General features: G+C 64.8%; 21 protein-coding genes. 16 read left to right on the forward strand and 5 right to left on the reverse strand.

What is annotated here, in order from left to right; translation table 11 throughout:
- Window positions 1-45: 45 nt before the first annotated feature.
- On the reverse strand, window positions 46-2220 hold the full coding sequence (locus tag AC1RWL_RS04380) for an alpha-ketoacid dehydrogenase subunit alpha/beta (protein WP_493093071.1): 2175 nt from the start codon (window positions 2218-2220) through the stop codon (window positions 46-48).
- A gap of 127 nt (window positions 2221-2347) precedes the next feature.
- On the opposite strand from AC1RWL_RS04380, the gene AC1RWL_RS04385 reads away from it, so the two are divergent.
- Genes AC1RWL_RS04385 through AC1RWL_RS04395 form a run of 3 tightly spaced genes read left to right on the forward strand, consistent with a single transcriptional unit; the run spans window position 2348 to window position 5409 of the window.
- Window positions 2348-3493, forward strand: a complete 1146-nt coding sequence (locus AC1RWL_RS04385) for an acyl-CoA dehydrogenase family protein (protein WP_493093070.1) — start codon at window positions 2348-2350, stop codon at window positions 3491-3493.
- Between the two features lie 2 nt (window positions 3494-3495).
- Entirely contained in the window at window positions 3496-4752 is a 1257-nt protein-coding gene (locus tag AC1RWL_RS04390; RefSeq protein ID WP_493093069.1) for a four-carbon acid sugar kinase family protein, read from the forward strand.
- 12 nt (window positions 4753-4764) lie between these two features.
- Window positions 4765-5409: a class II aldolase/adducin family protein gene (locus AC1RWL_RS04395; RefSeq protein WP_493093833.1), complete on the forward strand. Its 645-nt coding sequence runs from the start codon at window positions 4765-4767 to the stop codon at window positions 5407-5409.
- A 3-nt stretch (window positions 5410-5412) separates the two neighbouring features.
- Here AC1RWL_RS04395 and AC1RWL_RS04400 read toward each other — a convergent pair whose 3' ends face one another.
- On the reverse strand, window positions 5413-6702 hold the full coding sequence (locus tag AC1RWL_RS04400; protein ID WP_493093068.1) for an acetoin dehydrogenase dihydrolipoyllysine-residue acetyltransferase subunit: 1290 nt from the start codon (window positions 6700-6702) through the stop codon (window positions 5413-5415).
- 23 nt (window positions 6703-6725) lie between these two features.
- On the reverse strand, window positions 6726-7583 hold the full coding sequence (locus AC1RWL_RS04405) for an IclR family transcriptional regulator (protein WP_435264756.1): 858 nt from the start codon (window positions 7581-7583) through the stop codon (window positions 6726-6728).
- 184 nt (window positions 7584-7767) lie between these two features.
- On the opposite strand from AC1RWL_RS04405, the gene AC1RWL_RS04410 reads away from it, so the two are divergent.
- From AC1RWL_RS04410 to AC1RWL_RS04440, 7 genes are read left to right on the forward strand one after another with little or no spacing between them, the layout of a single operon-like run.
- The gene (locus AC1RWL_RS04410) at window positions 7768-8781 is read left to right on the forward strand and encodes an ABC transporter permease (RefSeq protein ID WP_256114762.1); all 1014 of its coding nucleotides are present in this window, start codon (window positions 7768-7770) and stop codon (window positions 8779-8781) included.
- Between the two features lie 4 nt (window positions 8782-8785).
- Window positions 8786-9622 (forward strand): ABC transporter permease, encoded by an 837-nt coding sequence (locus AC1RWL_RS04415; protein WP_493093067.1) that lies wholly within the window; start codon window positions 8786-8788, stop codon window positions 9620-9622.
- A gap of 8 nt (window positions 9623-9630) precedes the next feature.
- Window positions 9631-10617, forward strand: coding sequence for an ABC transporter ATP-binding protein (locus AC1RWL_RS04420; RefSeq protein ID WP_493093066.1), 987 nt, complete (start codon window positions 9631-9633; stop codon window positions 10615-10617).
- A complete protein-coding gene (locus AC1RWL_RS04425; RefSeq protein WP_256114759.1) occupies window positions 10614-11645 on the forward strand; it encodes an ABC transporter ATP-binding protein in 1032 nt (343 codons plus the stop codon). Before AC1RWL_RS04420 ends, AC1RWL_RS04425 begins: the two co-directional genes overlap by 4 nt.
- Window positions 11645-12904 (forward strand): CaiB/BaiF CoA transferase family protein, encoded by a 1260-nt coding sequence (locus AC1RWL_RS04430; protein ID WP_493093065.1) that lies wholly within the window; start codon window positions 11645-11647, stop codon window positions 12902-12904. Before AC1RWL_RS04425 ends, AC1RWL_RS04430 begins: the two co-directional genes overlap by 1 nt.
- Window positions 12905-12919: 15 nt before the next feature.
- Window positions 12920-14872, forward strand: a complete 1953-nt coding sequence (locus tag AC1RWL_RS04435; protein WP_493093064.1) for a 3-hydroxyacyl-CoA dehydrogenase NAD-binding domain-containing protein — start codon at window positions 12920-12922, stop codon at window positions 14870-14872.
- A gap of 19 nt (window positions 14873-14891) precedes the next feature.
- The gene (locus AC1RWL_RS04440) at window positions 14892-16328 is read left to right on the forward strand and encodes an NAD-dependent succinate-semialdehyde dehydrogenase (protein ID WP_493093063.1); all 1437 of its coding nucleotides are present in this window, start codon (window positions 14892-14894) and stop codon (window positions 16326-16328) included.
- 11 nt (window positions 16329-16339) lie between these two features.
- Here the strand turns inward: AC1RWL_RS04440 and AC1RWL_RS04445 are convergent, their stop codons facing one another.
- Window positions 16340-16909: an NAD(P)H-dependent oxidoreductase gene (locus AC1RWL_RS04445; protein WP_493093062.1), complete on the reverse strand. Its 570-nt coding sequence runs from the start codon at window positions 16907-16909 to the stop codon at window positions 16340-16342.
- A gap of 764 nt (window positions 16910-17673) precedes the next feature.
- Here AC1RWL_RS04445 and AC1RWL_RS04450 point away from each other — a divergent pair.
- The 6 genes from AC1RWL_RS04450 (at window position 17674) to AC1RWL_RS04475 (ending at window position 23666) form a co-directional block, all read left to right on the forward strand.
- Window positions 17674-18189 carry a VOC family protein gene (locus AC1RWL_RS04450; protein ID WP_493093061.1) on the forward strand — a complete coding sequence of 172 codons (516 nt, stop codon included), beginning with the start codon at window positions 17674-17676 and terminating at the stop codon, window positions 18187-18189.
- A gap of 127 nt (window positions 18190-18316) precedes the next feature.
- The gene (locus AC1RWL_RS04455) at window positions 18317-19729 is read left to right on the forward strand and encodes an ABC transporter substrate-binding protein (RefSeq protein ID WP_493093060.1); all 1413 of its coding nucleotides are present in this window, start codon (window positions 18317-18319) and stop codon (window positions 19727-19729) included.
- Between the two features lie 66 nt (window positions 19730-19795).
- Entirely contained in the window at window positions 19796-20683 is an 888-nt protein-coding gene (locus AC1RWL_RS04460; protein ID WP_256114751.1) for a carbohydrate ABC transporter permease, read from the forward strand.
- A gap of 11 nt (window positions 20684-20694) precedes the next feature.
- Complete coding sequence (locus tag AC1RWL_RS04465; RefSeq protein WP_493093059.1) at window positions 20695-21519, forward strand: carbohydrate ABC transporter permease; 825 nt, start codon at window positions 20695-20697, stop codon at window positions 21517-21519.
- A gap of 51 nt (window positions 21520-21570) precedes the next feature.
- Window positions 21571-22650, forward strand: coding sequence for an ABC transporter ATP-binding protein (locus AC1RWL_RS04470; RefSeq protein ID WP_493093058.1), 1080 nt, complete (start codon window positions 21571-21573; stop codon window positions 22648-22650).
- Between the two features lie 17 nt (window positions 22651-22667).
- On the forward strand, window positions 22668-23666 hold the full coding sequence (locus AC1RWL_RS04475) for a zinc-binding dehydrogenase (protein WP_493093057.1): 999 nt from the start codon (window positions 22668-22670) through the stop codon (window positions 23664-23666).
- On the opposite strand, the gene AC1RWL_RS04480 is transcribed toward AC1RWL_RS04475, so the two are convergent.
- Window positions 23667-24593, reverse strand: coding sequence for a LysR family transcriptional regulator (locus tag AC1RWL_RS04480; protein ID WP_493093056.1), 927 nt, complete (start codon window positions 24591-24593; stop codon window positions 23667-23669). It abuts the gene before it with no gap.
- Window positions 24594-24670: the final 77 nt, after the last annotated feature.

Consider the following 24670-nt stretch of genomic DNA (forward strand, 5'->3'; position numbering starts at 1 on the left):
CGGTTGGATACCTCCAGTTTGATGGGCCGCGGATGCCCTGTTCCACTATTTTTCCGCAATTCGAAGCAGTGCATTCTTGACGTCGGCGACCGTTGCGAGCGCCGCGCGGTTGAGGGCCGCCGAAACCGTGGGGGCGGCAAGCCCTCCGGTGACGCGCAGGATTTCGTGGTCGAGACAGTCGAAGAAGCGTTCCTGGATCTCGGCCGCCCAGGTGCCGCCCATCGAAAGGCTGCGGGCGGTCTGCTCGGCGATGACGACGCGTCCGGTCTTGTCGATGGATTGGCCGATCAGCGCCCAGTCGATGCCATGATGGTCGATGTTGCGCAGGTCGATGACCTCGGCGTCGATGCCCGTCTCCTCCGCGGCCTTGACCGCGTTCTGGACCATGACGGAGGTGGCGAGCACCGTGCAGGCGCTGCCGGGGCGCACGATGCGCGCCGAGCCGAAGGGAATATGGAATTCCCGGTCGCCGGCCGGCACGTCGAATTCCTTCTGGTAAAGTTCCGTATGCTCGAAGACGACGACGGGGTCGTCGCAGGCGAGGGCGGAATTCATCAGGCCGATATAGTCGAAGGCGTTCGACGGCGTGACGATGCGCCAGCCCGGGAACATGCCGAAGAGCGCGGACGGATCGCCCGAATGCTGCGAGCCATAGCCGGTATGCGGCGAGATGCGCACGCGCAGGACGATCGGCACGGGAAAGCCGTCGCCGAACATGTGGCGCACCTTGCCCACACCATTGGCGATCTGGTCGGCGGCGGTGAAACAGAAATCGCCGAACATGATCTCGACGACAGGACGCAGCCCGTTGAGGGCCGCGCCGAGCGCCACGCCGGTAAAGCCGTTTTCGGCGATCGACATGGGCAGCACGCGCTCGGGCCAGCGTTCCAGCGCGCCCTTGGTGAAGCCGCTGACACCGCCGCGCATCTGGTGGGCGTCCTCGCCCATGACGATGATGCGTGGGTCGCGCGCCATTGCGGCGGCCAGCGTCTCGGAGGCGGCGGTGACGAATTTCACCTTCTCGATGGCATCGGGTCGCATATCGTCGTGATCGAGCATGCGCTTGCCGTCGAGTTCGGAGAGGTCGCCGAGAATGCCGTTGTCGCGCGTCGCCGGGTCCGGCCAGAGGCCTTCGGGGATTCTGAGCGTGTTTCCGCCGGGGACCGGCTCCGTCAACCGTCCTGCCGCGGCGGCGACGCGGTCGGTCACCAGCGCATCGATGCGCGCGAATTCGTCGGGGGAAAGCAAGCCGAGCGCCGTCAGGCGGGCTTCGGCAAGGGCGATCGGGTCACGCTCGCGCCATGCGGCTTCCTCTTCCTTCGTGCGGTAGCCGAAGTCGCTGCCGCTGCGGGAGCCGGACTGGTGGAAATGGCGGTAACAGAGCGCTTCGACGACGACGGGACCGCCGGTCTCGCGGATGATGCGGCGCGCCTCGACCATCGCCCGGTGCACGGCGACGACATCCATGCCGTCGCACTCGATCGAGGCGATGCCGAGCATCGCGCCGCGCGACGACAGGCGCGTCTCGCGCGTCACGTCGGAAATATGGGTGGCGACGCCGTAGAGATTGTTCTCGATGAAGAAGATCACCGGCAGGCTTTGCGCGGCTGCGATGTTCATCGCTTCGTAGCTGGCGCCGTTCTGGGCGGCGCCATCGCCGAAGAAGGCGACGGAGACGTGGTCGCGGCCGAGCATCTTGTCGGCGAGCGCATAGCCCGCCGCATGGGGCGGATTGCCGCCGACGATGGCCGATGTGCCGACGACGCCGGCACCGGCGAAACGCATGTGCATGGAGCCGCCGCGGCCGCCGCAATAGCCGGGCGTCAGGCCCATGATTTCCGCCATGAAGCGATAGATCGCCTCGTCCATGCCGGGGGCGAAGTCATCCGTGTGGATGTCGAAATTGGTTGGAACCGACGGATTGAGCAGTTTCAGCAGCACCTGGTGGTGGGCGCGGTGGGTGCCGTTGATCTTGTCATGGGTGCCGAGTGCGGACATGGCACCGACGGCGCCCGCTTCCTGGCCGATGCTGGCATGGGCCGGGCCGTGGATCAGGCCGGCCTTTTCCAGATCGAGCAGCTTTTCCTCGAACCGGCGGATCAGGAGCATCTGGCCGTACCAGTGGATCAGGTCCTGAGCCTGTTCCCCGCTCCAGTCCGCTTCGTCCAGTTCCAGCCGGAACCAGGGCGCGGACGGGGCGAGGGGTATCTGGCGTGCCATTCGTGTCCTCGGCTTCGTTTTTCGTTTATGGAAATAAATTCCGATTTCTGTTGAATGGCACACTAAGCTGTGCCAGCCTTTGGATGCAACAGAAATTTTCGTGAGCTGCCAAAGAGGAAGAAAAGCGATGATCCGGGACGCCGAAGTGCTGAACGCGCTGGTTGAGGTGGTGCGCCGGTTCGTGCGCGAACGCCTGCTGCCGGCGGAGGCGCGCGTGGAGGAAGACAACGCCATTCCGCCGGAAATCATTGCGGAAATGCGCACGCTCGGCCTCTTCGGCATGTCCATTCCGGAAGACCATGGCGGGCTTGGCCTGACGATGGAGGAGGAGGTGCTGGTCGCCTTCGAGCTCGGTTACGCGTCGCCCGCCTTCCGTTCCGTCATCGGCACCAACAACGGCATCGGCTCGCAGGGCATCATCGTCGATGGCACCGAGGCGCAGAAGCGCTATTGGCTTCCGCGCATGGCGACGGGCGAGGTCATCGGCTCCTTTGCGCTCACCGAACCCGATGTCGGCTCCGACGCCGGCTCCGTGAAAACCACGGCGAGACGGGACGGCGACCACTACGTCCTCAACGGCACGAAACGCTACATCACCAACGCCCCGGTGGCCGACGTCTTCACCGTCATGGCGCGCACCGGCGGGCCGGGGCCGGCGGGCGTGACCGCCTTCCTCGTGCCGAAGGACAGCCCCGGTCTCAGCCTCGGCCCGGTCGATAGGAAGATGGGGCAGCGCGGCACCCGCACCTGCGACGTCATCTTCGACAATTGCCGGATTGCAGCCGACAGCGTCATCGGCGGCGTCGAGGGCGTGGGCTTCAAGACGGCGATGAAAGTTTTGAACCGCGGGCGCCTGCATATTTCGGCGGTTTGCGTGGGCGCCGCCGAGCGGCTGTGCGACGAGGCCGTGCGCTTTGCCCGAGAGCGTGTGCAGTTCGGCAAGCCGATCGCCGAACACCAGCTCATCCAGGCCATGCTGGCCGACAGTTCGACGGAAGCCTTTGCCGGGCGCGCCATGGTGCTGGAGGCGGCCCGCCAGTTCGACAGGGGCGAGCGGGTCATCCAGCAGGCGGCGAGCGCAAAGCTGTTCTGCTCGGAAATGGTCGGGCGCGTCGCGGATCGCGCGGTGCAGATCCACGGCGGCGCCGGCTACATGCAGGACTACCCGGTGGAGCACTTCTACCGCGATGTCCGGCTGTTCCGGCTCTACGAGGGCACCTCGCAGATCCAGCAGATCATCATCGCCCGCGAAATGCTGAACGCCGAGGCCTGACCATGCAGCGAGCCCTTGGAATCGTCGCGGATGACTTTACCGGTGCCCTCATGGTCGCCGGTTATCTGGAGGGGGCCGGAATTCACTGTCCCGTGCTCTTCAGCCCCGACGCCGAAATCCCGCCTTCGGCGGTCGTGATCGCCGGCACCCGGGCGCGCACTGTGCACGTCTCGGATGCGCTTGGCGAGGTTGGCCGGTTTGCCGATGCGTTCACCCGCGCCGGCTGCAAGCGCCTGGCCTACAAGGCTTGCGCTACGTTCGATTCGACGGAGGACGGCAATATCGGCCCCGTCGCCGATTATCTCGCCGATCGCGCGGGCGTGCGCCCGGTGCTGATGAGCGCCGGATTTCCGCGCTTCGGCACGACGGTCCACCAGGGCTACATGTTCTATCGCGGCCGCCTCGTCTCCGAATCGATCAAGCGTTTCGACCCGCTGACCCCCATGTCCGACCCCGATCTCGTGCGCTTCCTGGGACGCCAGACGCCGCATCGGATCGCGCTCCTGAGCCACGCGGTTCTTCGCCAGGGTACGGAAGCAGCGATCGGCGCCATCGAATCCTTCGCTGCCGACGGTGTGGGCCACGTCTTCCTCGATACGACGGATGACGGCGACGTCGAGGTTGCGGCGAATCTCGCGGCGGCGATGAGCCGCATCGTCGTCGCGAGCGATCCCCTGATCATCGACTATGCGATCCGCCTCGGACGCGCCGAGCAGCTGGCTCCGGTCCCCTGGCCGCGGCATGTCGATGGACCCACGGCGGTGCTGGCCGGCAGCGTTGGCCCGGTCATGCTGGCGCAACTTGCGGCCTTTTCGGCGCGCTATCCCGTGCTGACGCTGGATCTGCTCGATCCGGCGGGGGAGGACGGGCTGATTTCGAAGGCGCTCGACTGGGCTTCCGGCCGGATCGGCGCAGAACCCCTGGCCATTTCGACGTCGGTCGGGCCGGACGAGGTCGCCGCCGTGCAGGCGGCTTTCGGCGCCGTTGGGGCTGCCCGTCGGGCCGAGCGTATTTTCGGCGCCATTGCCAGAGGGTTGCGCGATCGCGGGGTTCGCCGGTTCGTCGTCGCGGGGGGTGAGACCTCGGGCGCCGTGGTCAATGCTCTCGACATCGCCTCCGTTCGCGCGTTGCCGGAGGGCGCAATTGGGACGGGTTTCTGCGTGTCACCGGGGCCTGTGCCGCTTTCGCTTTACCTCAAACCCGGCAAGCTCGGCGCAGACGATATCCTGCTGCGGGCAATCGAAGACATGAACCGATAGGAGTGGACGATGATGGACGAAGCTGCGGCAAGAACGGCGCTGGTCGAGGCGAGCCGACGGTCGGTGGCGATCGGGCTCAACAGCGGAACGGTCGGCAATTTCAGCGTGCGGCACGGGGCGGGCATGCTGATCACGCCGACGGGCATCGTGCCCGATGACCTCACGCCCGAGCAGATCGTTTCGATGGAGTTCGGCGGGACATGGGCCGGCGACTGGCGGCCGTCCTCGGAATGGGCAATCCACGGCCGGCTGTACGAGACGACCAATGCGGGCGCCGTCGTCCACGCCCATCCTGATCATTGCGTGGCGCTCGCCGCCCTGCGCCAGCCCATCCCGCTGTTTCACTACATGGTCGCTGGCTTCGGCGGCAGTGAAATACCGTGCGCGGACTATGCGTGTTTCGGCAGCGTGCCGCTGGCGGAAACCGTGATCGCCGCTATCGGTACGACCTATTCGGCCTGCCTGATGGCCAACCATGGCGCGGTCACGATCGGACCCGACGTCGCCACCGCGCTGGCGCGGGCGGAAAAGCTGGAAATGCTGGCGCGCCAGTACCTGCTTGCCCGTTCGATCGGCGAACCGGTGCTGCTGACGCCGGCGGAGCTGGAAGACGTGCGCGCCCGCTACGGCACCTACGGCCAGCAGGCGAGGCGCTGAACGTCAGGCGCTTCGTCTGATTTCGCCGAGGATCTTCATCACCAGTTCCGGATATTCGAGATGCGGCATGTGCCCGCAATTGTCGAGCGCATGCAGCCCGACATTGCCCGGCAGGCCGGCCGTGGCGCCAAAGGGCAGGATGCGATCCTGTCTCCCGGCGACGACCCGCACCGGATAGGGCAGGCGGGCGAGCTCGTTGCGGGTCGAGACGGCCTGGGTTCCATCCGGGAAGAACCGCGCGGCAAAGGCGCGCATCGCTTCCGTCAGGTCCTCATCCTCCCGTTGCTGCACGGTGGCCTGAAGGAAGGCTGGCGAGATGACGGCGGGGTCGTTCGAAAGCAGTTCAAGCCACGGCTTCAGGCTCTCCCGCTGCCGCGCGCGCAGGACGCCCTCGACAAAGGCTGCGTTGATTTCCGGGCCAAGACCGGCCGGGGATACGAGACAGAGGCCCCGGACATCCAACTGACCACGGCTTGCCAGCCGCGCCGCAAGGGCGCCGCCGAAGGAATGGCCGGCGAGCACGAGCGGGCCGACGTCTTCGGCAGCAAGGGTCGCTTCGACGCATTCGGCCATGTGGTCGAGATCGTCGGGAACGGCACGCGGTGAGCGGCCATGCGCCGGAAGGTCGATCGCCAAGGCGGGCCAGTCCGCGCGTGCGCCACCCAGCATGCCGCGCCAGTTGTTGAGGTCCGCGCTGAACCCGTGCAGGAGGACGATGGGAAGGCCTTCGCCCTTGCGCAGCCAGACGGCGTTCAGGGTTGAATGCTCGCTCTTGCGCTGAGGAATGGTGCCACTCGCGACCACTGCGGGCCGGCGTGTCTCCACAGCGTCGCCGATCTTCGCAACGACATCCGTCTTCTGTATGCGTCCACCCGGCCCGGTGCCGTGAACGCCTTCCAGCGAAATGCCGTGTTCCCTGGCGATGCGGCGGGCGAGGGGGGTGGGATTGGGGCCGCGCCCGTTGCGCTTCACGTCCGGCAGCAGAATGGCCGCCTTGGTCTCGTCGGCCGCAACTTTGCGGGCAGCACTGGAAACCTTCGCTGCGCCAAAAACTTCCCCCTCCGCATAGATGCGCGCCACATCCCCGCCGACCTCGACCTCCACTTCGCTATCGAGGAGCTCGCGGATGACGCCGCTTGCCGGCGCCTCGACTTCGACGGCCGCCTTGTCGTTGTCGATCTCGAAAAGGACTTGCCCCTGTCGAACGGTTTCGCCCTCGGCCACCAGCCAGCGGGCGATGCGGCCGCTCGACAGTTCGAGGCTGACCTTCGGATAGACGACATGGATGGGCATGAGGGATCCTTGCAGGCTTGAGCCTATTCGGCCGAGGTTTTCCAGGTTGGCGGACGTTGCGACGTGGGGAACGGGTCCGGCTCTCCGGCAAGCCGCGCACGAAGGCGGCGCGTCAGCTTGAGGAGGTCCGGCCCGACGATTTCGCGGCAATGATTGCGCGAGAGGATGTCGACGATCCCGCCGCAGGTGAGCGCCACGAGCGGCGAGCCGTCCGTCGGCCGGAAGGCCACGCCGACGGCGTTGATATAGCTGTGCCAGCTGCCGAAGGCGCTGATGAAGCCGTCCCGCCGGTGGTCCTCGATGGCGTTTTCGACCATGCGTTCGAGGTCCTGCGCCTTTTCCGGCTCCGCCGCGATGAGCTGCTCGACCACAGACTGGCGGATCTCCGGTTTCATTTCCGCGAGATAGGCAAGGCCCATGGCGGTGCGATAGATCGGCAGGCGCGAGCCGACATTGAGCCGCAGCGAAACCGGGCTCATCGAGCGGCAGTTGGCGAGATAGACCATTTCCAGCCCGTCGCGCGTGCCGAGCGCCACGGCGGCGCCGGTCTGGTCCGCCAGTTCCTGCATCAGGGGCCGGACCATGTGGATGACGGCGCTGGAGCTCAGCGCCGAATAGCCGAGCGACACCGTTGCCGGTCCGATGCTGTAGCGGCCGAGCGTGGCGTCATAGTGGAGATAGCCGAGGCCGACCAGCGTCGAGGTCAGGCGCGAGACGGTCGCCTTCGGCAGGCCCGTCCGCTCGATCAGGTCCTGGTTGCCCAGCGTGGCATCGTCGGCGGTGAAGGCGCGCAGGATTTCCAGTCCCCGTGTCAGGGATGCGGCCGAGTTGCCGCCTTCGGCGCCTTCGCTTCCGTCCGTCGGTTTGGTCCGTTTACGCATGGTGTGCCTTTCGTTTCAGCGCTGCTGGAGCCATACCGAATTCGACGGATCTGTCGATCTCTCGTAATTGGAATATAATTTCATTTATGTTGACGTCCGCTTCGCCTGTTGTCAATAATGCCTGTATCGATCTTCCCACCCGCCGGTCGGCACGGGATGGCAAACGGGGTAAAGGACGCGATTTGTGACACGATACATACTGCGGCGCCTGATCGCGATGCCCTTCCTGGTGCTCGGCATCGTGACGCTCGCCTTCCTGCTCACCACCGTGACGAAGGGTGACCCGCTGACGGCGATCGTCTCGGACCGGCAGATGAACGACCCGGTGGCGGTGGCGGCGGCGAAGGCGCGCTGGGGGCTCGATCGCAGCCTGCCGGAGCGCTACGTGATCTATGTCGGCAATCTCCTGACCGGCGACATGGGCACGTCCTTCATCACCCGCCGGCCCGTGGCGCAGGACGTCTTCTTCCGCCTGCCGGCGACGATGGAGCTGGTGCTTGCCGCGATGGTCATCGGCTCGACGATCGGCATCACGCTCGGCGTCCTGGCCGCCTATTTCCGCAATACGGTGATCGACCATGCCGCGCGGTTCTTCGCGCTGTTCGGCTCGTCGATACCGGTCTTCTGGCTCGGCCTGGCGCTTCTTTATGTGTTCTCGGTCAAATGGGGCGTGCTGCCCGGTCCCGGCCGGCTCGATCCGCGCGCCGCGCCGCCGACATCCGTTACGGGTTTCATGACGATCGATTCGCTGCTGGCCGGAAACATAAGACTCTTCCTCGATGCGCTGTGGCACCTGATCCTGCCCGCCTTCGTGCTCGGATGGGCCGTTGCCGGCACCATCTCCCGGCTGGTGCGCGCCAACATGCTGGAGGTGCTCGACCGGGAGTTCATCCTCACGGCGCGCGCCAAGGGTGCGGGCGAGTTCCGCGTCGTGGTCCGCCATGCGCTGCGCAACACGCTCGTCCCGACGCTGACCGTCATCGGCTATTCCTTCGCCTATCTGCTGACCGGCGCCGTGCTGACGGAAACGATCTTTTCGTGGCCGGGCATGGGCTCCTATGCGGTGGAGGCGGCGCGCGGCCTCGATTTTCCCGCCATCATCGGCGTCACGATCGTCGGCGGCGTCGTCTTCCTCCTGACGAACCTCCTCACCGACATTGCCTATGTCATCGCCAATCCGCGCGTGCGCCTGGGATGAGACCATGAAAACAGCAACCCTCAGCACCTTCCGCCGCCCGGCATGGCTATCGGTCCCGCTCGCCATCGGCATCGCCATCGTGGTCTTCTGGCTGTCCGTCACGGTGCTGGCGCCACTGATGAGCCCCTATGCGCCGCTCGATATGGTCGGCCGCCGGCTGCAGGCGCCAAGCTGGAGCCATTGGCTCGGCACCGATGCGCTCGGCCGGGATGTCCTGAGCCGGACCCTGTACGGCGCGCAGCATTCGATCCCGATCGCCATCGTCGTCGTTGCCCTGTCCGTGGCGATCGGCGCCATGCTGGGCGCGATCTCCGGCTATGCCGGCGGCCTGCTCGGCGCGTCGATCATGCGGCTCGTCGACGTCACGCTATCGTTTCCGCCCATGCTGCTTGCCATGGCGGTGGCGGCGTCGCTGGGGCCGGGGCTTGAAAATGCGACGGTCGCCATGGTGATCGTCTGGTGGCCCGTCTATGCCCGGCTGATGCGCGCGCAGGTTCTCGAAATCCGCGAGCGGGAGCATGTCGAGGCGGCCATTGCCGCAGGCGCCGGAAAGACGCGCATCCTCTTCAAGCATATCCTGCCGCTCTGTTGGACGCCGGTCCTGATCAGCGCGACGATGGATCTGGGGCAGGTCATCCTGCTCGCCGCGTCGCTCAGCTTCATCGGACTCGGCGCCACGCCGCCGACGCCGGAATGGGGTTCGATGATCTCGGATGGCGCCGCGCAGTTCTATTCCTGGTGGGTGGCACTCGGCCCGGGCCTTGCCATCCTCACCATCGTGCTGGGCTTCAATTTCATCGGAGACGGTCTGCACGACTACTTCGATCCGAAGTCGAAGTGAGGCGCAGGATGCAGCAGGAACCCCTCTTTTCCGTTCAGGATCTTCGTGTCTCCTTCACCCGCGACGGCCGATCCTTTGAGGCCGTGCGCGGCATCAGCCTGCATGTCGATCATGGCGAAGTGCTCGGAATCGTCGGCGAATCCGGCTCCGGCAAGTCGGTCGGCATGCTGTCCGCCCTCGGCCTTCAGCCGAAGACCGCCACCGTCACCGGATCGGCGCGCTTCAAGGGGCGCGAACTCGTCGACATGCCAAGGAGCCAGTTGCGCACGCTGCGCGGCTCTCGCATCGCGATGATCTTCCAGGACCCGCTGTCGTCGCTCAATCCCGTCATGACGGTCGGCGCGCAGATCGCCGAGACGATCCGGCTGCACAATGCCGGCGTGTCGAAGAAGGCGGCCATGGACCGTGCCACCGAACTGCTCTCTCTCGTTGCCATTCCCCAGCCCGACCGGCGCATCCACCAGTTCCCGCATGAGTTTTCCGGCGGCATGCGCCAGCGCGTGATGATCGCGATGGCCGTCGCCAACGATCCGGACCTCCTGATCGCCGACGAGCCGACGACGGCGCTCGACGTCACCGTGCAGGCGCAGATCATGGACGTGCTGACGGATCTCCGGAAGCGTCTGAACCTCGGGCTGATCCTCATCACCCACGATCTCGGCGTCCTTGCGGGGCATGCCGACCGGGTCGCTGTCGTCTATTCCGGCGAGATCGTGGAACAGGCCGGCGTGGACGACCTCTTCGAGCGGCCGGCCCATCCCTATACACGCGGCCTCATCGCCTCTATCCCCAACATGGCGGAGGAAAAGGAGCGTCTCTTCTCGATCGACGGCGCGCCGCCGCCGCTTGGCAAACTTCCGGGCGGATGCGCCTTCCATCCGCGCTGTCCGCAGGCGCAGGAGATTTGCCGGCATACGGCGCCGCCGGTGCGCACCGACGGCGCGCATACGGCAGCCTGCCATTTCGCCACCCTGCCGATCGGTAGCGCCGCATGACCGGACCGGAACCCATTCTCTCCGTGCGCGATCTCTCGAAGCGTTTTGCCGTCACCGGCGGCGTGATTTTCGAGCGGGAGATCGCCCAGGTCAACGCCGTCACCAATGTCTCCTTCGACGTCAAACCCGGCGAAACGCTGGGACTGGTCGGCGAATCCGGCTGCGGCAAGTCCACATTGGGCCGCTGCATCCTGCGGCTGATCGAGCCCTCCAGCGGGCAGACCCTGTTTCGCGGGCAGAACATCAACGAGGCGAACCCGGCGGAGATGCGCGCGCTACGCCGCAAGATCCAGCTCGTCTTCCAGGACCCGTACGCGTCGCTGCATCCGCGCATGCGGGTGGCCGAAAACATCGCCGAACCGCTGCGCATCAGCGATCTTTCATCCGCAGAACGCAAGGCGCGGGTCGTCGAGATGCTCGATCTCGTCCGGCTCAATCCGGAGCATGGCCAGCGTTATCCGCACGAACTCTCCGGCGGTCAGCGACAGCGTGTGGTGATTGCCCGGGCGCTGGCGCTGAAGCCGGAACTGCTCGTGCTCGATGAGCCGGTTTCGGCGCTCGACGTCTCCGTGCAGGCGGGTGTTCTCAACCTTCTGAAAGACATCCAGCGGGATTTCGGCACCGCTTATGTCTTCATCGCGCATGACCTGTCCGTCGTGCAGCACATTTCCGACCGCGTGGCCGTCATGTATCTCGGCAAGATCGTCGAGATCGCCGAAAAGCGCCGGCTCTACCGCGCGCCGATGCATCCCTACACCCAGGCCTTGATGTCCGCCGTGCCGCTGGCGAACCCGGCGCTGGAGCGCACCCGCTCGCGCATCGTGCTGAAGGGCGACCTGCCGAGCCCGCTGAACCCGCCGTCCGGCTGCCGCTTCCGGACGCGATGCCCCATTGCCCAACCGCTTTGCGCCGAGGTGGAGCCGCCGCTGAGCGAACGAGAGGAAGGCCATTCGGTTGCCTGCCATTTTCCGAATGCCATGGAGACAGGTTTGTCGGCCCGCGAAAAAAGCGGGCCTGGAGGAGCGTAATGACGGAATTGAGATTGCCGCTTGAGGGCATTCGTGTCCTCGACCTGACGCGCGTCCTCGCCGGGCCATGGGCCACCATGAGCCTCGGCGACCTCGGCGCCGAGGTCTGGAAGATCGAGAACATCAAGGGCGGCGACGACACGCGCGCCTGGTCCTTCCCGAATTTCAAGGGGGTCAGCACCTATTACCTCTGCGCCAACCGCGGCAAGCAGAGCATCGCGCTCGATCTCAAGACGCCGGAAGGCCGGCAGATCGTGCTCGACCTCGCCGCCAAGGCCGACGTCGTCGTGGAGAATTTTCGCGCCGGCACAGTCGAGCGGCTCGGCATCGGTTACGAGGATATCAAGGCGATCAATCCGGGCATCGTCTATTGCGCGATTTCCGGCTACGGCCAGACCGGCCCGGAGCGCGACCGGCCCGGTTACGACTTCATCATGCAGGCGGAAAGCGGCCTCATGTCCATCACCGGCCAGGAGGATGGCCCGCCGAACCGGCTCGGCGTCGCCTTCACCGATGTGGTGGCCGGCATGATCGCCACCCAGTCCATTCTCGCCGCACTCTACCAGCGCCGGGATACCGGGCAGGGACAATATATCGACGTCGCGCTGCTCGATGCCACGCTGAACCTCCTGATCAATGTGGGGACGGGATATCTCAATGCCGGCGTCGAGCCCGTGCGCTACGGCAATGCGCATCCGACGGTCGTGCCCTACCAGATTTTCGAGGCGAATGACGGCACCTTCGCGCTTGCCGTGGGCAATGACCGCATGTTCGTCGATTTCTGCGAGCAGGTCATCGACCGGCCTGATCTGGCACGCGATCCCCGCTTCGTCACCTCGCACCAGCGCGCTCTGCACAGGGGCGAACTGCTTCCCCTGCTGGCCGAGATCATCGGCAATGAAAGCTGCGAGCATTGGCTTTCCGCCTGCCAGCGGGCGAGCGTGCCGGCGGGCCAGGTCAAGTCCGTTTCCGAGGCGCTCCAGAGCCCGAGCGTTACGGACAGGGGGGTCGTGCAGCGCCTGGAGCATCCGGAACTTGGAACGGTCTCGCTGATCCGGCCCGCCCATGGTCTCGCCGCGCAGGAAAATGCCGGTGCGAAGGCGCCGCCGCTTCTCGGCGAGGACACGCGCGGCGTGTTGCGCGATGTTCTGGGTTTCGAGGAGGCGAGGATCGAAAGCCTCATCCTTGCCGGCGTCGTCGCCTGCCACGATGTGAAAACCGCAGCCCCATCGCAGTCCGTTCAGGATGCGGTCGCCTAGGCCGGGGAAACGATGATGAGCGTCAACGTCGAAATCGAGGACGAGATCGCGATCGTCACGATCGCCAATCCACCGGTCAACGCCGTGAACAGGGCCGTGCGGGAGCGGTTGCTGGCACTGGCGCAGGAGCTTGATGACAATCCAGGGGTCCGGGCCGTCATCCTGACCGGTGCCGGCACGCTCTTCGTTGCGGGCGCCGATATCGCCGAATTCGACCGGCCGGCTGAGCCGCCATTCCTTCCCGATGTCATTGCGCGCATCGAGAGGGCGGCAAAGCCTTGGATCGCGGCGATCCGCGGGTCCGCCCTCGGCGGCGGTCTCGAACTTGCGCTCGGATGCCGTTTCCGGGTGGCGACGGAAAGCGCCCGTTTCGCCTTGCCGGAAATCAACCTCGGCATCATTCCGGGCGCCGGCGGCACGCAGCGCCTACCGCGGGTCATCGGCGTCGCCGACGCGATCCGGATCGTTGCAGAAAACCACACGCCGGGCGGCGCTGAGGCGCTGAAACTGGGGCTGGTCGATGCCTTTGTCGAAGAACCGCTGCTGCCGGCTGCCATTGCTTTTGCGCGCAATGCCCTCGAACACGCGCTGCCGTCGCCGAGTCTCGATCGACCGGTTTCCGTGCCTTCGCCGGACGTGTGGGCGGAGGCGGAGGACAGGATTGTTGCCCGCGCAAAGGGCGCCTCGGCGCCCCCGCGCGCGTTGCAGGCCCTGCGGCACGGGATCGAACACGGGGCCGAGGCCGGCCTCGCGCTGGAACGCTCCACCTTCCTGGAACTTCGTGCCACGGAAGAGGCGGCCGCCCTGCGCCACCTGTTCTTCGCCGAACGTGCCGCGCTTCGGCCATCGGGCATCCGGGGCATAAGCCCGCGCCCCATCGAAACGGTGGGCGTCGTCGGCGGCGGGACGATGGGGAGCGGAATCGCTGCCGCCCTTCTCAATGCCGGTCTTTCCGTGGTGCTGATCGAGCAGGACGAGGCGGGCGTTTCGCGTGCGCGTTCGACGCTCGCGGGCATTTTCGATTCATCCCGGCGCCGGGGGCAGATAACGGACGACCAGGCATCAGAGCGGATGGCTCGTCTCGAAACGAGCATCGGCTATGGTGCCGCCGCACGATGCGACCTGGTGATTGAAGCCGTCTTCGAGGATCTTGCCGTGAAACGGTCGGTGTTTGCCGAACTCGGGCGCATCTGCCGGCCGGATGCGATGCTTGCGACCAACACGTCCTATATCGACCCACGCCTGATCGCGGAGGGGCTGCCGTGGCCGGAGCGTTTTCTGGGCCTGCATTTCTTCAGCCCGGCGCAGGTCATGAAACTGCTGGAGGTCATCCCGACGCCCGAAACGGCTCCGGATGTGCTGGCGACCGGCTTCGATCTCGCTCGTCGCCTCGGCAAGGTCCCCGTGCGCTCCGGGATCTGTGACGGGTTCATCGGCAACCGCATTCTGCGCCGCTTCCGGGCGGAAGCGGAGGCCCTCGTTTGCGGCGGCGTTGCCATTGCCGCCGTCGATGCGGCCATGCGCGGCTTCGGCTTTGCGATGGGGCCGTTCGAAATGCAGGACATGGCCGGCCTCGACATCGCATTTCTCTATCGCGAAGCGGCGCGGTCGCGCGGGGAGCATGTGCCGAACATGCCCGGCGACCTTCTGGTGCGCGCCGGGCGCAAGGGGCAGAAGACGGGCGGCGGCTGGTACGACTATGCCGCCGGCGACCGCCGGCCGCAGCCTTCGGCCGAGGCGGAGCGGATCATCGCCCCGCTTGTCGGCGCGCAAAACGACGTGGCGGAGGAGGCGATCGTCGCAAGGTTGATGGCGGCGATGGCGCAGGAAGGCCAATTAATTCTCGACGAAGGTATTGCGGCAAGCGCTGCCGATATCGACCTTGTTGAAGTGCACGGCTATGGCTTTCCGCGAAGGCGCGGCGGGCCGATGTTCCAGGCCGCCCGGGCAAGTGCCGACAAGACATGACACGAACAAGGATTTTATGATGACCACCTATCCCGATACATTGCTTTTCATCGACGGCGTCTGGCGCCCGGCATCCACCGGCCGTACCATTCCCGTCGTCAATCCTGCGACGGCGCAGCCGATCGGCAGCGTCGCCTGGGCGGATCGCAAGGATCTAGACGAGGCGCTGGCGGCGGCTGACCGGGCCTTCGCGCAGTGGAGCGCGACATCGGCCTATGACCGCGGCAGGCTGATGCGCCGTGCCGCCGATCTCCTGCGCGAACGGACCGACGAGATCGCGGTCATGATGACGCTGGAGCAGGGCAAGCCGGTCTCGCAGTCGCGGGTGGAAACGCTTGCCGGCGCCGACATCATCGACTGGTTCGCCGGCGAGGGACAGCGCTCCTACGGGCAGGTCATTCCATCCCGCGCACCGGATATCCTCCAGATCACCCTGAAGAAGCCCGTCGGTCCGGTCGCCGCCTTTACGCCATGGAATTTCCCGATCAACCAGGTCGTGCGGAAACTCTCGGCCGCGATTGCCGCCGGCTGCACGATCATCGTCAAGGCGCCGGAAGAAACGCCGGCATCGCCCGCAGCCCTCATCCGCGCCTTCGCCGACGCGGGCATTCCGGCCGGCGTCATCAATCTCGTCTATGGCGTTCCGGCCGAGATTTCGGAATATCTCATCCCGCATCCGGTCATCCGCAAGATCTCCTTCACCGGGTCGACACCGGTCGGCAAGCAACTCGCCGCATTGGCCGGCGCGCATATGAAGCGCGCCACCATGGAACTCGGCGGCCATGCGCCGGTCATCGTTACCGAGGACGCGGATCTCGATCTTGCCGTGAACCTGATGGTCGCCAACAAGTTCCGCAATGCTGGCCAGGTCTGCGTTTCGCCCACGCGGTTCCTCGTGCAGGAGAAAATTGCCGATGCCTTCACCGAGCGGTTCGCGGCCGGTGCGAAGGCAATCCGCGTCGGCAACGGCCTCGATGCCGATATCGAGATGGGTGCGCTGGCAAACGACCGCCGCATCCCGGCGCTGGAGAGCCTGATCAACGATGCCGTCGAGCACGGCGCGAGCCTGAAAACCGGCGGTCGCCGCATCGGCAACGAGGGCTGGTTCTTCGAGCCGACCGTGCTGGCCGACGTGCCGGTGGCGGCCCGCATCATGAACGAAGAACCCTTCGGCCCCGTCGCCGTCGTCAACCGGTTCGGCAATCTCGACGAGGCGATCACCGAGGCCAATCGTCTGCCCTATGGCCTCGCTGCCTTCGCCTTCACGCGAAGCAGCGCCACGGCAACCCGCCTCGGCAACGAGGTGGAAGCGGGCATGCTCTCGATCAATCATCTGGGCCTGGCACTGCCCGAGGTGCATTTCGGCGGCATCAAGGATTCCGGCCACGGCACCGAAGGCGGCGCCGAGGCGCTTCAGGCCTATCTCGACACGCGTCTGGTCACGCGAAAGGGCTGATCCTCCGCCGCTCAGGCGGCGATCGTGCCGGGAGACGCTTCGATCCAGTTGCGCAGCGTCTCCACATAGTTCCGTGCAGCCTCGGCGAGTTCCGTCTCGTCGAGCTTGCCGGCGCGGTAGACCAGGAGCGGGTCTGCCCAGGGCAAGCGGCAGCGATAGGCCATGGCGCGCAGCGGGTTGAGCAAATCGGCAAGCGGTAGCAGGTTCTGCCCGTCGGGGCCGTACGCCTCCGGCACATTGCCGGCGGTGGCGGCGATCATGATCGGCGTGCCTTCCAGCCGACTGCCCTCGGCTTCATAGGCCACATAGTACATCCGCGTCATGACCGCATCGATCCACGCCTTGAGCAGGGGCGGGCTCGAATACCATTGCACCGGGAACTGCAGCACGATGCGGTCCGCCGAAAGCAGCCGTTCTGCTTCGACCGCGCCGTCGCTGAACAGGTCGAGCCGGCCTTCCGGGTAAAGCGCCTGCATATCGACAACCTCGACACCGGGAACCGTGCGAGCCGCCGCGGCAAGCGCGGCGTTGGTCTTGGACTGGGCGATATCGGGATGGAACATCAGGATCAAAGTCTTCACGGCAACCTCCTTGGGTTTGGGTTGCCGTGAAGATGGCGCTGGATTCGTAATTACTCCAATCGATATTCAATATTCCATATTATCCGTTTTGTGGATTAAACGTGGCGCAGCGGAATCTTGCGAAAGATCGCTTCGTACATAGCCGGCGCTCGTGGTTAGATGCAGCCCGGCACTCCGGTTCGGAGCGCCGGGATTCCGGCCTGATATTGCGTCAGAGCGCTTCAGTTTTTCGCAGGTTGCGAAATTGTCGTTGCGCGTCGGCAGGCGGATGTTTGGCGCTTGGCTCAAAATGGGAGAGAACCACGATGTCTCGACAGATGATTGCGCTAGCCTGGGTCTGCCCCGCTCAATTCTGCGAGCGTAGCGAGTTTGACGGATCGTCTGACCGTCTCGGTTTCTGGCTGAAACTCCTGTCACGCTTCTTCTGAAAGCCTGCTCAGCACGCGTTCTGCTTCAAATTCGGGCCGAAGGTGCAGCGCGCGACGCCGCCTGATGCCGGCGTTGCGGATTTCACCGCCCAATTCCTTTGACGCCCCGCATAACGGGCGAAAACCCCCGCCAATACCACTTAAGCGAACGCCCGCGCCATGTGCAGGGCGTCACATTATCCATGCATGCGAACGCGTGCGCGATCACCCTGTTGACATGGTAACCGGATAGTGCATTAAATAAATAACTAACTAGATACATACTTGATGGCGACATGGTCGCCCCGGCGAGCGGAGGGCTCATCGATCAAGGATGTGATCGCGGAGGAGGGGAATTTGAAAGTTTTCGGCGTTGAGCATGTCGGCTTTACGGTGCCGGACCTGGAGGAGGCGGTTTCGTTCTTCGAGACGGTTTTTGGTGCGGTTACGGTCATGACGACGGGAAAGGTCGATGTGGACGGCGAATTTATGCGCCGCCGGCTCGGCGTGCCGGACCATTGCCGCATCGAGAACATTAAGGTGCTGCGCTGCGGCAATGGCAGCAATCTCGAACTCTTCCAGTATTCCGGCGAAACCACGGAAGAGGCGCTGAAGCGCAACAGCCAGCCGGGCGGTTTCCATGTCGCCTTTCAAGTGGATGACGCGGTTGCCGCGGCCGAACGGCTGCGGGAAAAGGGCGTCGATGTGCTGGAGGGGCCGACCTATGTCGATGCCGGCGCGATGAAGGGGCTGACCTGGCTCTATCTTCGCGCGCCCTGGGGCCAGTTCCTCGAAATCGTCAGCATGACCGGGCCGCTCGGCTACGAGGCCGATGGCGGGCCGAAACTCTGGTCGCCGGTGAGCAACGCCTAAACCCCATTCCATCCCTTTGAGGGATGCGCAATCCGCCTGCCGACACGGCTCGCGGGACTGAACCACCGTGCCCGGAAAACCGGGGGCGGCCCTGCAATCGTTTCATTGAATGAGGAGGAGCATTTCGATGGGAATTTGGAAGAAATCCGTATTGGCCGCTGGTTTCGTGGCGCTGATGTGCGGCAGCGCGCTGTCGCAGGACAAGCCGTTCGAAGGCGTGCAGCTGAAGATGCTCGGCATCGGCGATACGTCGGTGACGCGCCTGGCAAAAATCACCAGCGAGTTTGAGGAACAGACCGGCGCCAAGGTGCAGATCGATATGCTCCCCTATCCGGGGCTGATCGACAAGATCATCATCGAGGCGAGCTCGGACAACCCGACCTACCAGCTCCTGTGGGTCGATAGCCCCTGGGTCGGCATGCTCGGCGAGGCCGGCGCGTTGCAGGATCTCACCGAATACGCCAAGCGCGACGCCGCCGAAATCGGCCTCGACGACATCATTCCCGTGCAGTTGCAGGAAAATAGCTGGCAGGGCCAGCTGCTCGCCTTCCCGGCCTCCGGCATGATCTGGCACGTCAACTATCGCCAGGACCTGTTCGACGATGCTGGCGAGAAGGAGGCCTTCAAGGCCAAGTACAACTACGATCTCGCGCCGCCCGCCACCTGGCAGCAGTTCCACGACATTGCCGAGTTCTTCACCCGCAAGAAGGGCGACAAGCTTGCCGGCAAGGTGCTGGAACAGGATTTTTACGGCAATGCCGAGTCCTACAGCCGCGTGCAGGGCGCGATCACGCATGACTATTTCCCGATCATGCGCGGCTTCGGCGGCGACTATTGGGATCCGGCGACCGGCCTTTGCGCGATGACCGGCGAGCCGCATGTCAAGGCGGCGGAATTCATGAAGTCGCTGGTTCCGTTCAATCCGCCGGATTATCTCGGCCTGATGTGGGACATCCAGTCCGGCTACATGGAACGCGGCGAGACGGCGCTTTCCGGTTACTGGAGTGTGCGCACCGTGCGCCTGACGAACCCGGAAGAAGCGAAGTTGCCGACGCTTGGCAAGGCCGGCTTCTCCGGCGGGCCGACGGAAGACGGCAAGCCGCAGCCGACCTATACCGGCTCGCTGTCCTTCGCCATCAACGCCAAGGTCTCCGACCAGGAAAAAGAAGCCGCTTGGGCCTTCATCAAGTGGGGCACCGGCGAGAAAATCATGCGCCGCCTTGCCGATGAAGGCTGGGGCATCAGCCAGTTCCGCAAGTCGATCCTTGCCGATCCCGCCCTTCAAGAGAAGTACCCCTATTACAAGGTGCTGCTCGACACCCAGACGAACGCGCGCCGCCGCATCTTCCATCCGTTCTACGCGGATGTGGAGGAAAACTTCGGCGTCGAACTCTCCAAGTACATGGCCGGCGAGACGGCGACCGCACAGGAAGCGCTGAACAACGCCTGCACCGCGGTCAATTCGCGCCTGTCGATGTTCCCGCTCGAACAGCGACTTCGCTGGATCAATGACGCACCGGTCACCGTGTTGCAGAAGTAAGCGCCAACCCCGCGCTCCGGCCGCCTTGGCCGGAGCGCGGAATGAAATGACATGCGGGAGGGTGCCATGGGCTATGTCAACAGACGCAACAGGACGATCGCGGGGGTATTCCTGCTGCCGACGGCGGCGGTGCTTTTCCTGACGACCATCTATCCGATGCTCTATGCGCTCTATCTGAGCTTTCGCAATTACGACCTTGCGAAACCGTTTATTCCGCGCATCTTCGTCGGCCTTGCCAATTTCCAGGAAGTGCTGACCTCCGGGCCATTCCTGCACAGTATGCTGATCACCTTCAAGCTGATGGGGGTCACGCTGTTCTTCCAGTTCGTCATCGGCGTGGGCCTGGCCTTGCTGGTAACGCAGCGCCTGCCCGGCATGGCGGCGATCCGCACGCTGCTGCTCATTCCCATGATGATCTCGCCGGTCATCGTCGGCCTCGTCTGGCTCTTCATCTATTTTCCGGAGCTCGGCTATTTCAACTATTTCATCGGCCTGATCGGCATCAATCCGATCCCGTGGATCACCAGCACGCAATGGGCGCTGACGGCGATCGCCATTGCCGACATCTGGCAATGGACGCCCTTCGTGATGATGGGGACGGCCGCCGCCCTGCAAAGTCTGTCGCCCGAGCCCTACGAGGCGGCGCGCATCGACGGCAATTCCAACATCGACGTCTTCCTGCACGTCACGCTGCCGCAGCTGAAGCCGGTGCTGATCAGCCTGTTGTTCCTGCGCGCCATCGATGCCTTCAAGATCTACGACATCATCTTCGTGCTCACCAAGGGCGGGCCGGGCGACGCCACCGAGACGATCGCCCTCTACATCTACCGCCAGAGTTTCACCTTCTGGCGTATGGGGGTCGGTGCTGCCGCCTCCTTCGTGTCGCTGATCATCATTTCCGTGCTGATCACGCTGTTCTTCAAATCCATGCAGAAGAGCGCCGCTGCGCGTTGAGGAGACCCACCATGAACAGGCTCAGCACCAGACAGGCGACCCTCGTCTACCTCGTAACCGGCATCATCCTGATCATCTTCATGATCCCGATCTACCTCATCCTGGCGTCCTCCCTGAAACCGTCGGCGGATATGTTCTCCCGTCCGCCGACGGTCTTTTTCACGCCGACGCTGCAACACTATGTCGATCTCTTCACGCTGCGGCCGTTCCACTGGAACATCATCAACAGCCTGATCGTCACACTCGGCTCGACGGTCTTCTCCGTCACCATCGGCGCCCTAGGCGCCTTCGCGCTCTCGCGCATCCGCCACCCGCGCATCAACGACGCGGCGTTCTGGATCCTGTCGATGCGCATGTTTCCGCCCATCGCCGTCGTCGTGCCCTATTACATCATCTTCAAGTCGATCGGCCTGCTCGACACGCCCTTGGCGTTGATCATCGTCTATTCGACGGCGAATATTCCGCTCACCGTCTGGCTGATGAAGGGCTTTTTCGACGAGGTGCCGGAGGCGCTGGAAGAGGCGGCGCAGGTCGATGGTTATGGAATCGTCGAGATCTTCTACCGCATCACGCTGCCGCTCGCCGCGCCCGGCCTCGCCGTCTGCGCCGTGTTCTGCTTCATCTTCTCGTGGAACGAGTTCCTGTTCGCGCTGATGCTGACTGGCTCCAGCGCGCAGACCGCCACCGTCGCCGTCATGTCGTTCTGGAGCAGCGACGCGGTGCAGTGGGGCCGCATCATGGCGGGCTCGTTCATCATTCTCATCCCCGGCGTCATCTTCGTGCTCACCTGCCAGAAATGGCTGGTCAAGGGCCTGACGCTCGGATCCGTCAAATAGGCCCGGCAGCACCAGCACCCGGCATCTGGACTGCATTGCGGAGGAAAAATCTTGGCATCTGTTTCCCTTACCAACGTCGTGAAAGCCTTCGGCGCCTTCAAGGTGGTGCATGGCGTCGATCTCGACATCGCCGACGGCGAGTTCGTCGTGCTGCTCGGCCCCTCCGGCTGCGGCAAGACCACCACGCTGCGCATGGTCGCCGGCCTTGAGGACGTGACCGGCGGCGAGATCCGCATCGCCGGCGAGGTCATCAACGACCGGGCGCCGAAGGACCGCAAGATCGCGATGGTGTTCCAGAACTACGCGCTCTACCCGCATATGACGGTGCGGCAGAACATGGAGTTCGCGCTGAAACCGCAGCGGCTCTCCAAGGCCGAGGTCGATGCGAAGATCGCCGGCGTCGCTGCCATGCTCGGGCTGGACGTGCTGCTTCAGCGCAAGCCCGCCCAGCTTTCCGGCGGCCAGCGTCAGCGCGTGGCGATGGGCCGGGCGATGGTGCGAACGCCAGAGGTGTTCCTGTTCGACGAGCCCTTATCGAACCTCGATGCCAAGCTGCGTACCCAGGTCCGCATGGAAATCGCCAAGCTGCACAAGCAGCTCGGCACCACCGTCATCTACGTCACGCACGACCAGGTCGAGGCGATGACGCTCGCCGACAAGATCGTCATCATGAAGGACGGCCATATCGAGCAGATCGGGGCGCCCGAAGAGGTCTTTGCCCACCCGAAAAACCTCTTCGTCGCCACGTTCATCGGCAGCCCGTCGATGAACCTCTTCCGCATGACCGCGGAGCGCGGCGACACCGGAACGGTGCTGTCCTCGCCAGCTTTCTCCCTCCGCCTGCCGGCAGAGTTGGGCGCGAAATTGAAGCTGGGGCAGGCGGTGGCGCTGGGTGTCCGCCCGAGCGACGTGCGCCTTGCGCAGGCCGACGACGCGGAGGCCATCGAGGCCCGGGTCGAGGTGGTGGAATATCTCGGCGTCGAAGCGCTGGTCGATCTCCGGATCGGCACCCAGGAATTCATCGCGCAGATCCCGGCAAGCGAGCGGCCCGCGCTCGATCAGGCCGTGAAGGTCGTCTTCAACCCGGCCGGCCTGCATCTTTTCGACAGCGAAAGCGGCCAAGCGCTTTGAGCCGCAAGGAGACCATCATGTCCGGCAAGGAAATCATCTTCCCGCAGAAGAACAGCTTCGTTCTGGCGGATTGCGAAACGCCGCCGCTTGGCGCGAGCGAGGTGCGCGGCCGCACGCTCGCGACGCTCGTCAGTCCCGGCACCGAACTCGCCTGGGCGACGGGCGAGGACTTTCCCATCCGGCCTGGCTATGCCGCGGTGTTCGAGGTGGAAGAATGCGGCGAGGCCGTTCCCGATGTGAAAGTCGGCACCCGGCTATTCTGCATGGGGCCGCATCGCAGCTTCCAGCAGGTCGAGCATCGGTTCACGCTGCCGGTGCCGGAAGGCCTTTCATCCGAAGAAGCCGTCATCGCGCGGCTGATCGGCGTGTCAATGACGACGCTGATGACGACCAAGGCGAGGCCCGGCGACCGCGTGGTTATCGGCGGTGCCGGCCCCGTCGGCTATCTCGCCGCACATATCTTCAGGCTCTCCGGCTACGAGGTGTCCGTGGTCGAGCCGGACCCGACCCGACGCAGCCAGATGGTTGCCTCCGGCATCGCCTCGGTCTTTGCCGAGATGCCGGCTACTGATCCCGACTTCGCCGGCAAAGTCGCGCTCGTCGTCGACTGCTCCGGCCACGAGGCCGCGGTTCTCGGCGGCTGCCGCATCGTGCGCCAGCACGGCGAGGTCGTGCTGATCGGCGTGCCATGGAAGCGCCATACCGAACTCTACGCCCACGACATCCTGCACGCGGTCTTCAACAATTTCGTGCTGCTCAGGAGCGGTTGGGAATGGGAGTTCCCGTTGCTGGCAAAAGGCTTCAAATGGGTGGAGCTGCTGGACGGCTACAACAACACCAGCCAAAGCGTCTTCGGCGGCTTCGCCAAGGCTCTGAAATGGCTTTCCGAAGGCCGCATCCCGCTCGACGGCCTCCTGCGCAAGGCATCGCCAAAGGCTCCGGCCGCGCTCTACACCGCGCTACTGGCCCGCGAAATCACCGAGCCCTTCGTCGTGCTCGACTGGCAGTCGGAATGATCACCCCCAGATGCGGGTAATGGCATCGAAGGCGAACTGGATGGTCGGGTCGTTCGCCCGCGCTTTCAGGCATACGAAGCTCAGGGCGGTTTCGATCTGGACGCGATCGGCGATCACCAGTCCGTTGGACTGGTGTTCATGGAGCGCCAGCGACTCGCGGCAGAGGCTGAGCCCCAGCCCGGTTCGCACCATCGCCAGCATGGAAGGTTCCTGGTCGACCGAGGCGACGACGTTCTGCCGCACGCCGAGGTCGCCGAACACGCGCCCCAGCAGCCGGTTGTGCACGGAGGCCGGCGGCGTGCCGATCCAGGGGAGGGCCGCGAGCGCCGGCCAGTCCTGGCCGCGAACGACGCCGGCGAGCGATGGCGGCGCGACGACCAGATAGGTCAGCCGCGCGAGTTCCTTCGCGTGGAAGAGGTTTTCCTGCCCATCCGGCACCGCGCCGGCCACTGGGTCGAAATCCCGGATGTCGCCGAGAAAATACCCGACATCCAGCTCGTTTCGCCGGAGACCCTCCGGCACGTCGCCGCTCATGCCGTGGCGCAGTTCCGTTTCGATGCCCGGACCGCTTTCCACCAGCGCCTTCAAAAACGCCCCCAGCCGCGTGAATTCCGGATCGATGATCGTGCCGATCCGCAATTTTCCGAGCAGGCGCGTCGCGAGGTGCCCCGCCGTTTGGCCGAAATCCGTGAGCGCCGCCAGCACCTGCTCCGCCTTCGCCGCCAGCAAGGCGCCTTCGAGGGTCAATTCCAGGCCCACCGACGTTCGGCGGAACAGGGTGATGCCGGTATCCGCGGCAAGGCGCTTGAGCTGCAGGGTCACGGCCGGCTGGGTGAGATGCAACTGTTCGGCCGCGCGCGTGACATTGCCCTCGCGCGCAACGGTCACGAAGGCCTTCAAAGTCCTGAGGTCGGTCGGGCTCGCCATATTAATTCTGATTATAATTGCCTGCTTCATTTGTCATTGGATTTTCCGCCGCATCTGCAGGTATTCCTGAAAAAACA

This window comes from Shinella sp. GW821-FHT10F02, from assembly GCF_058809275.1.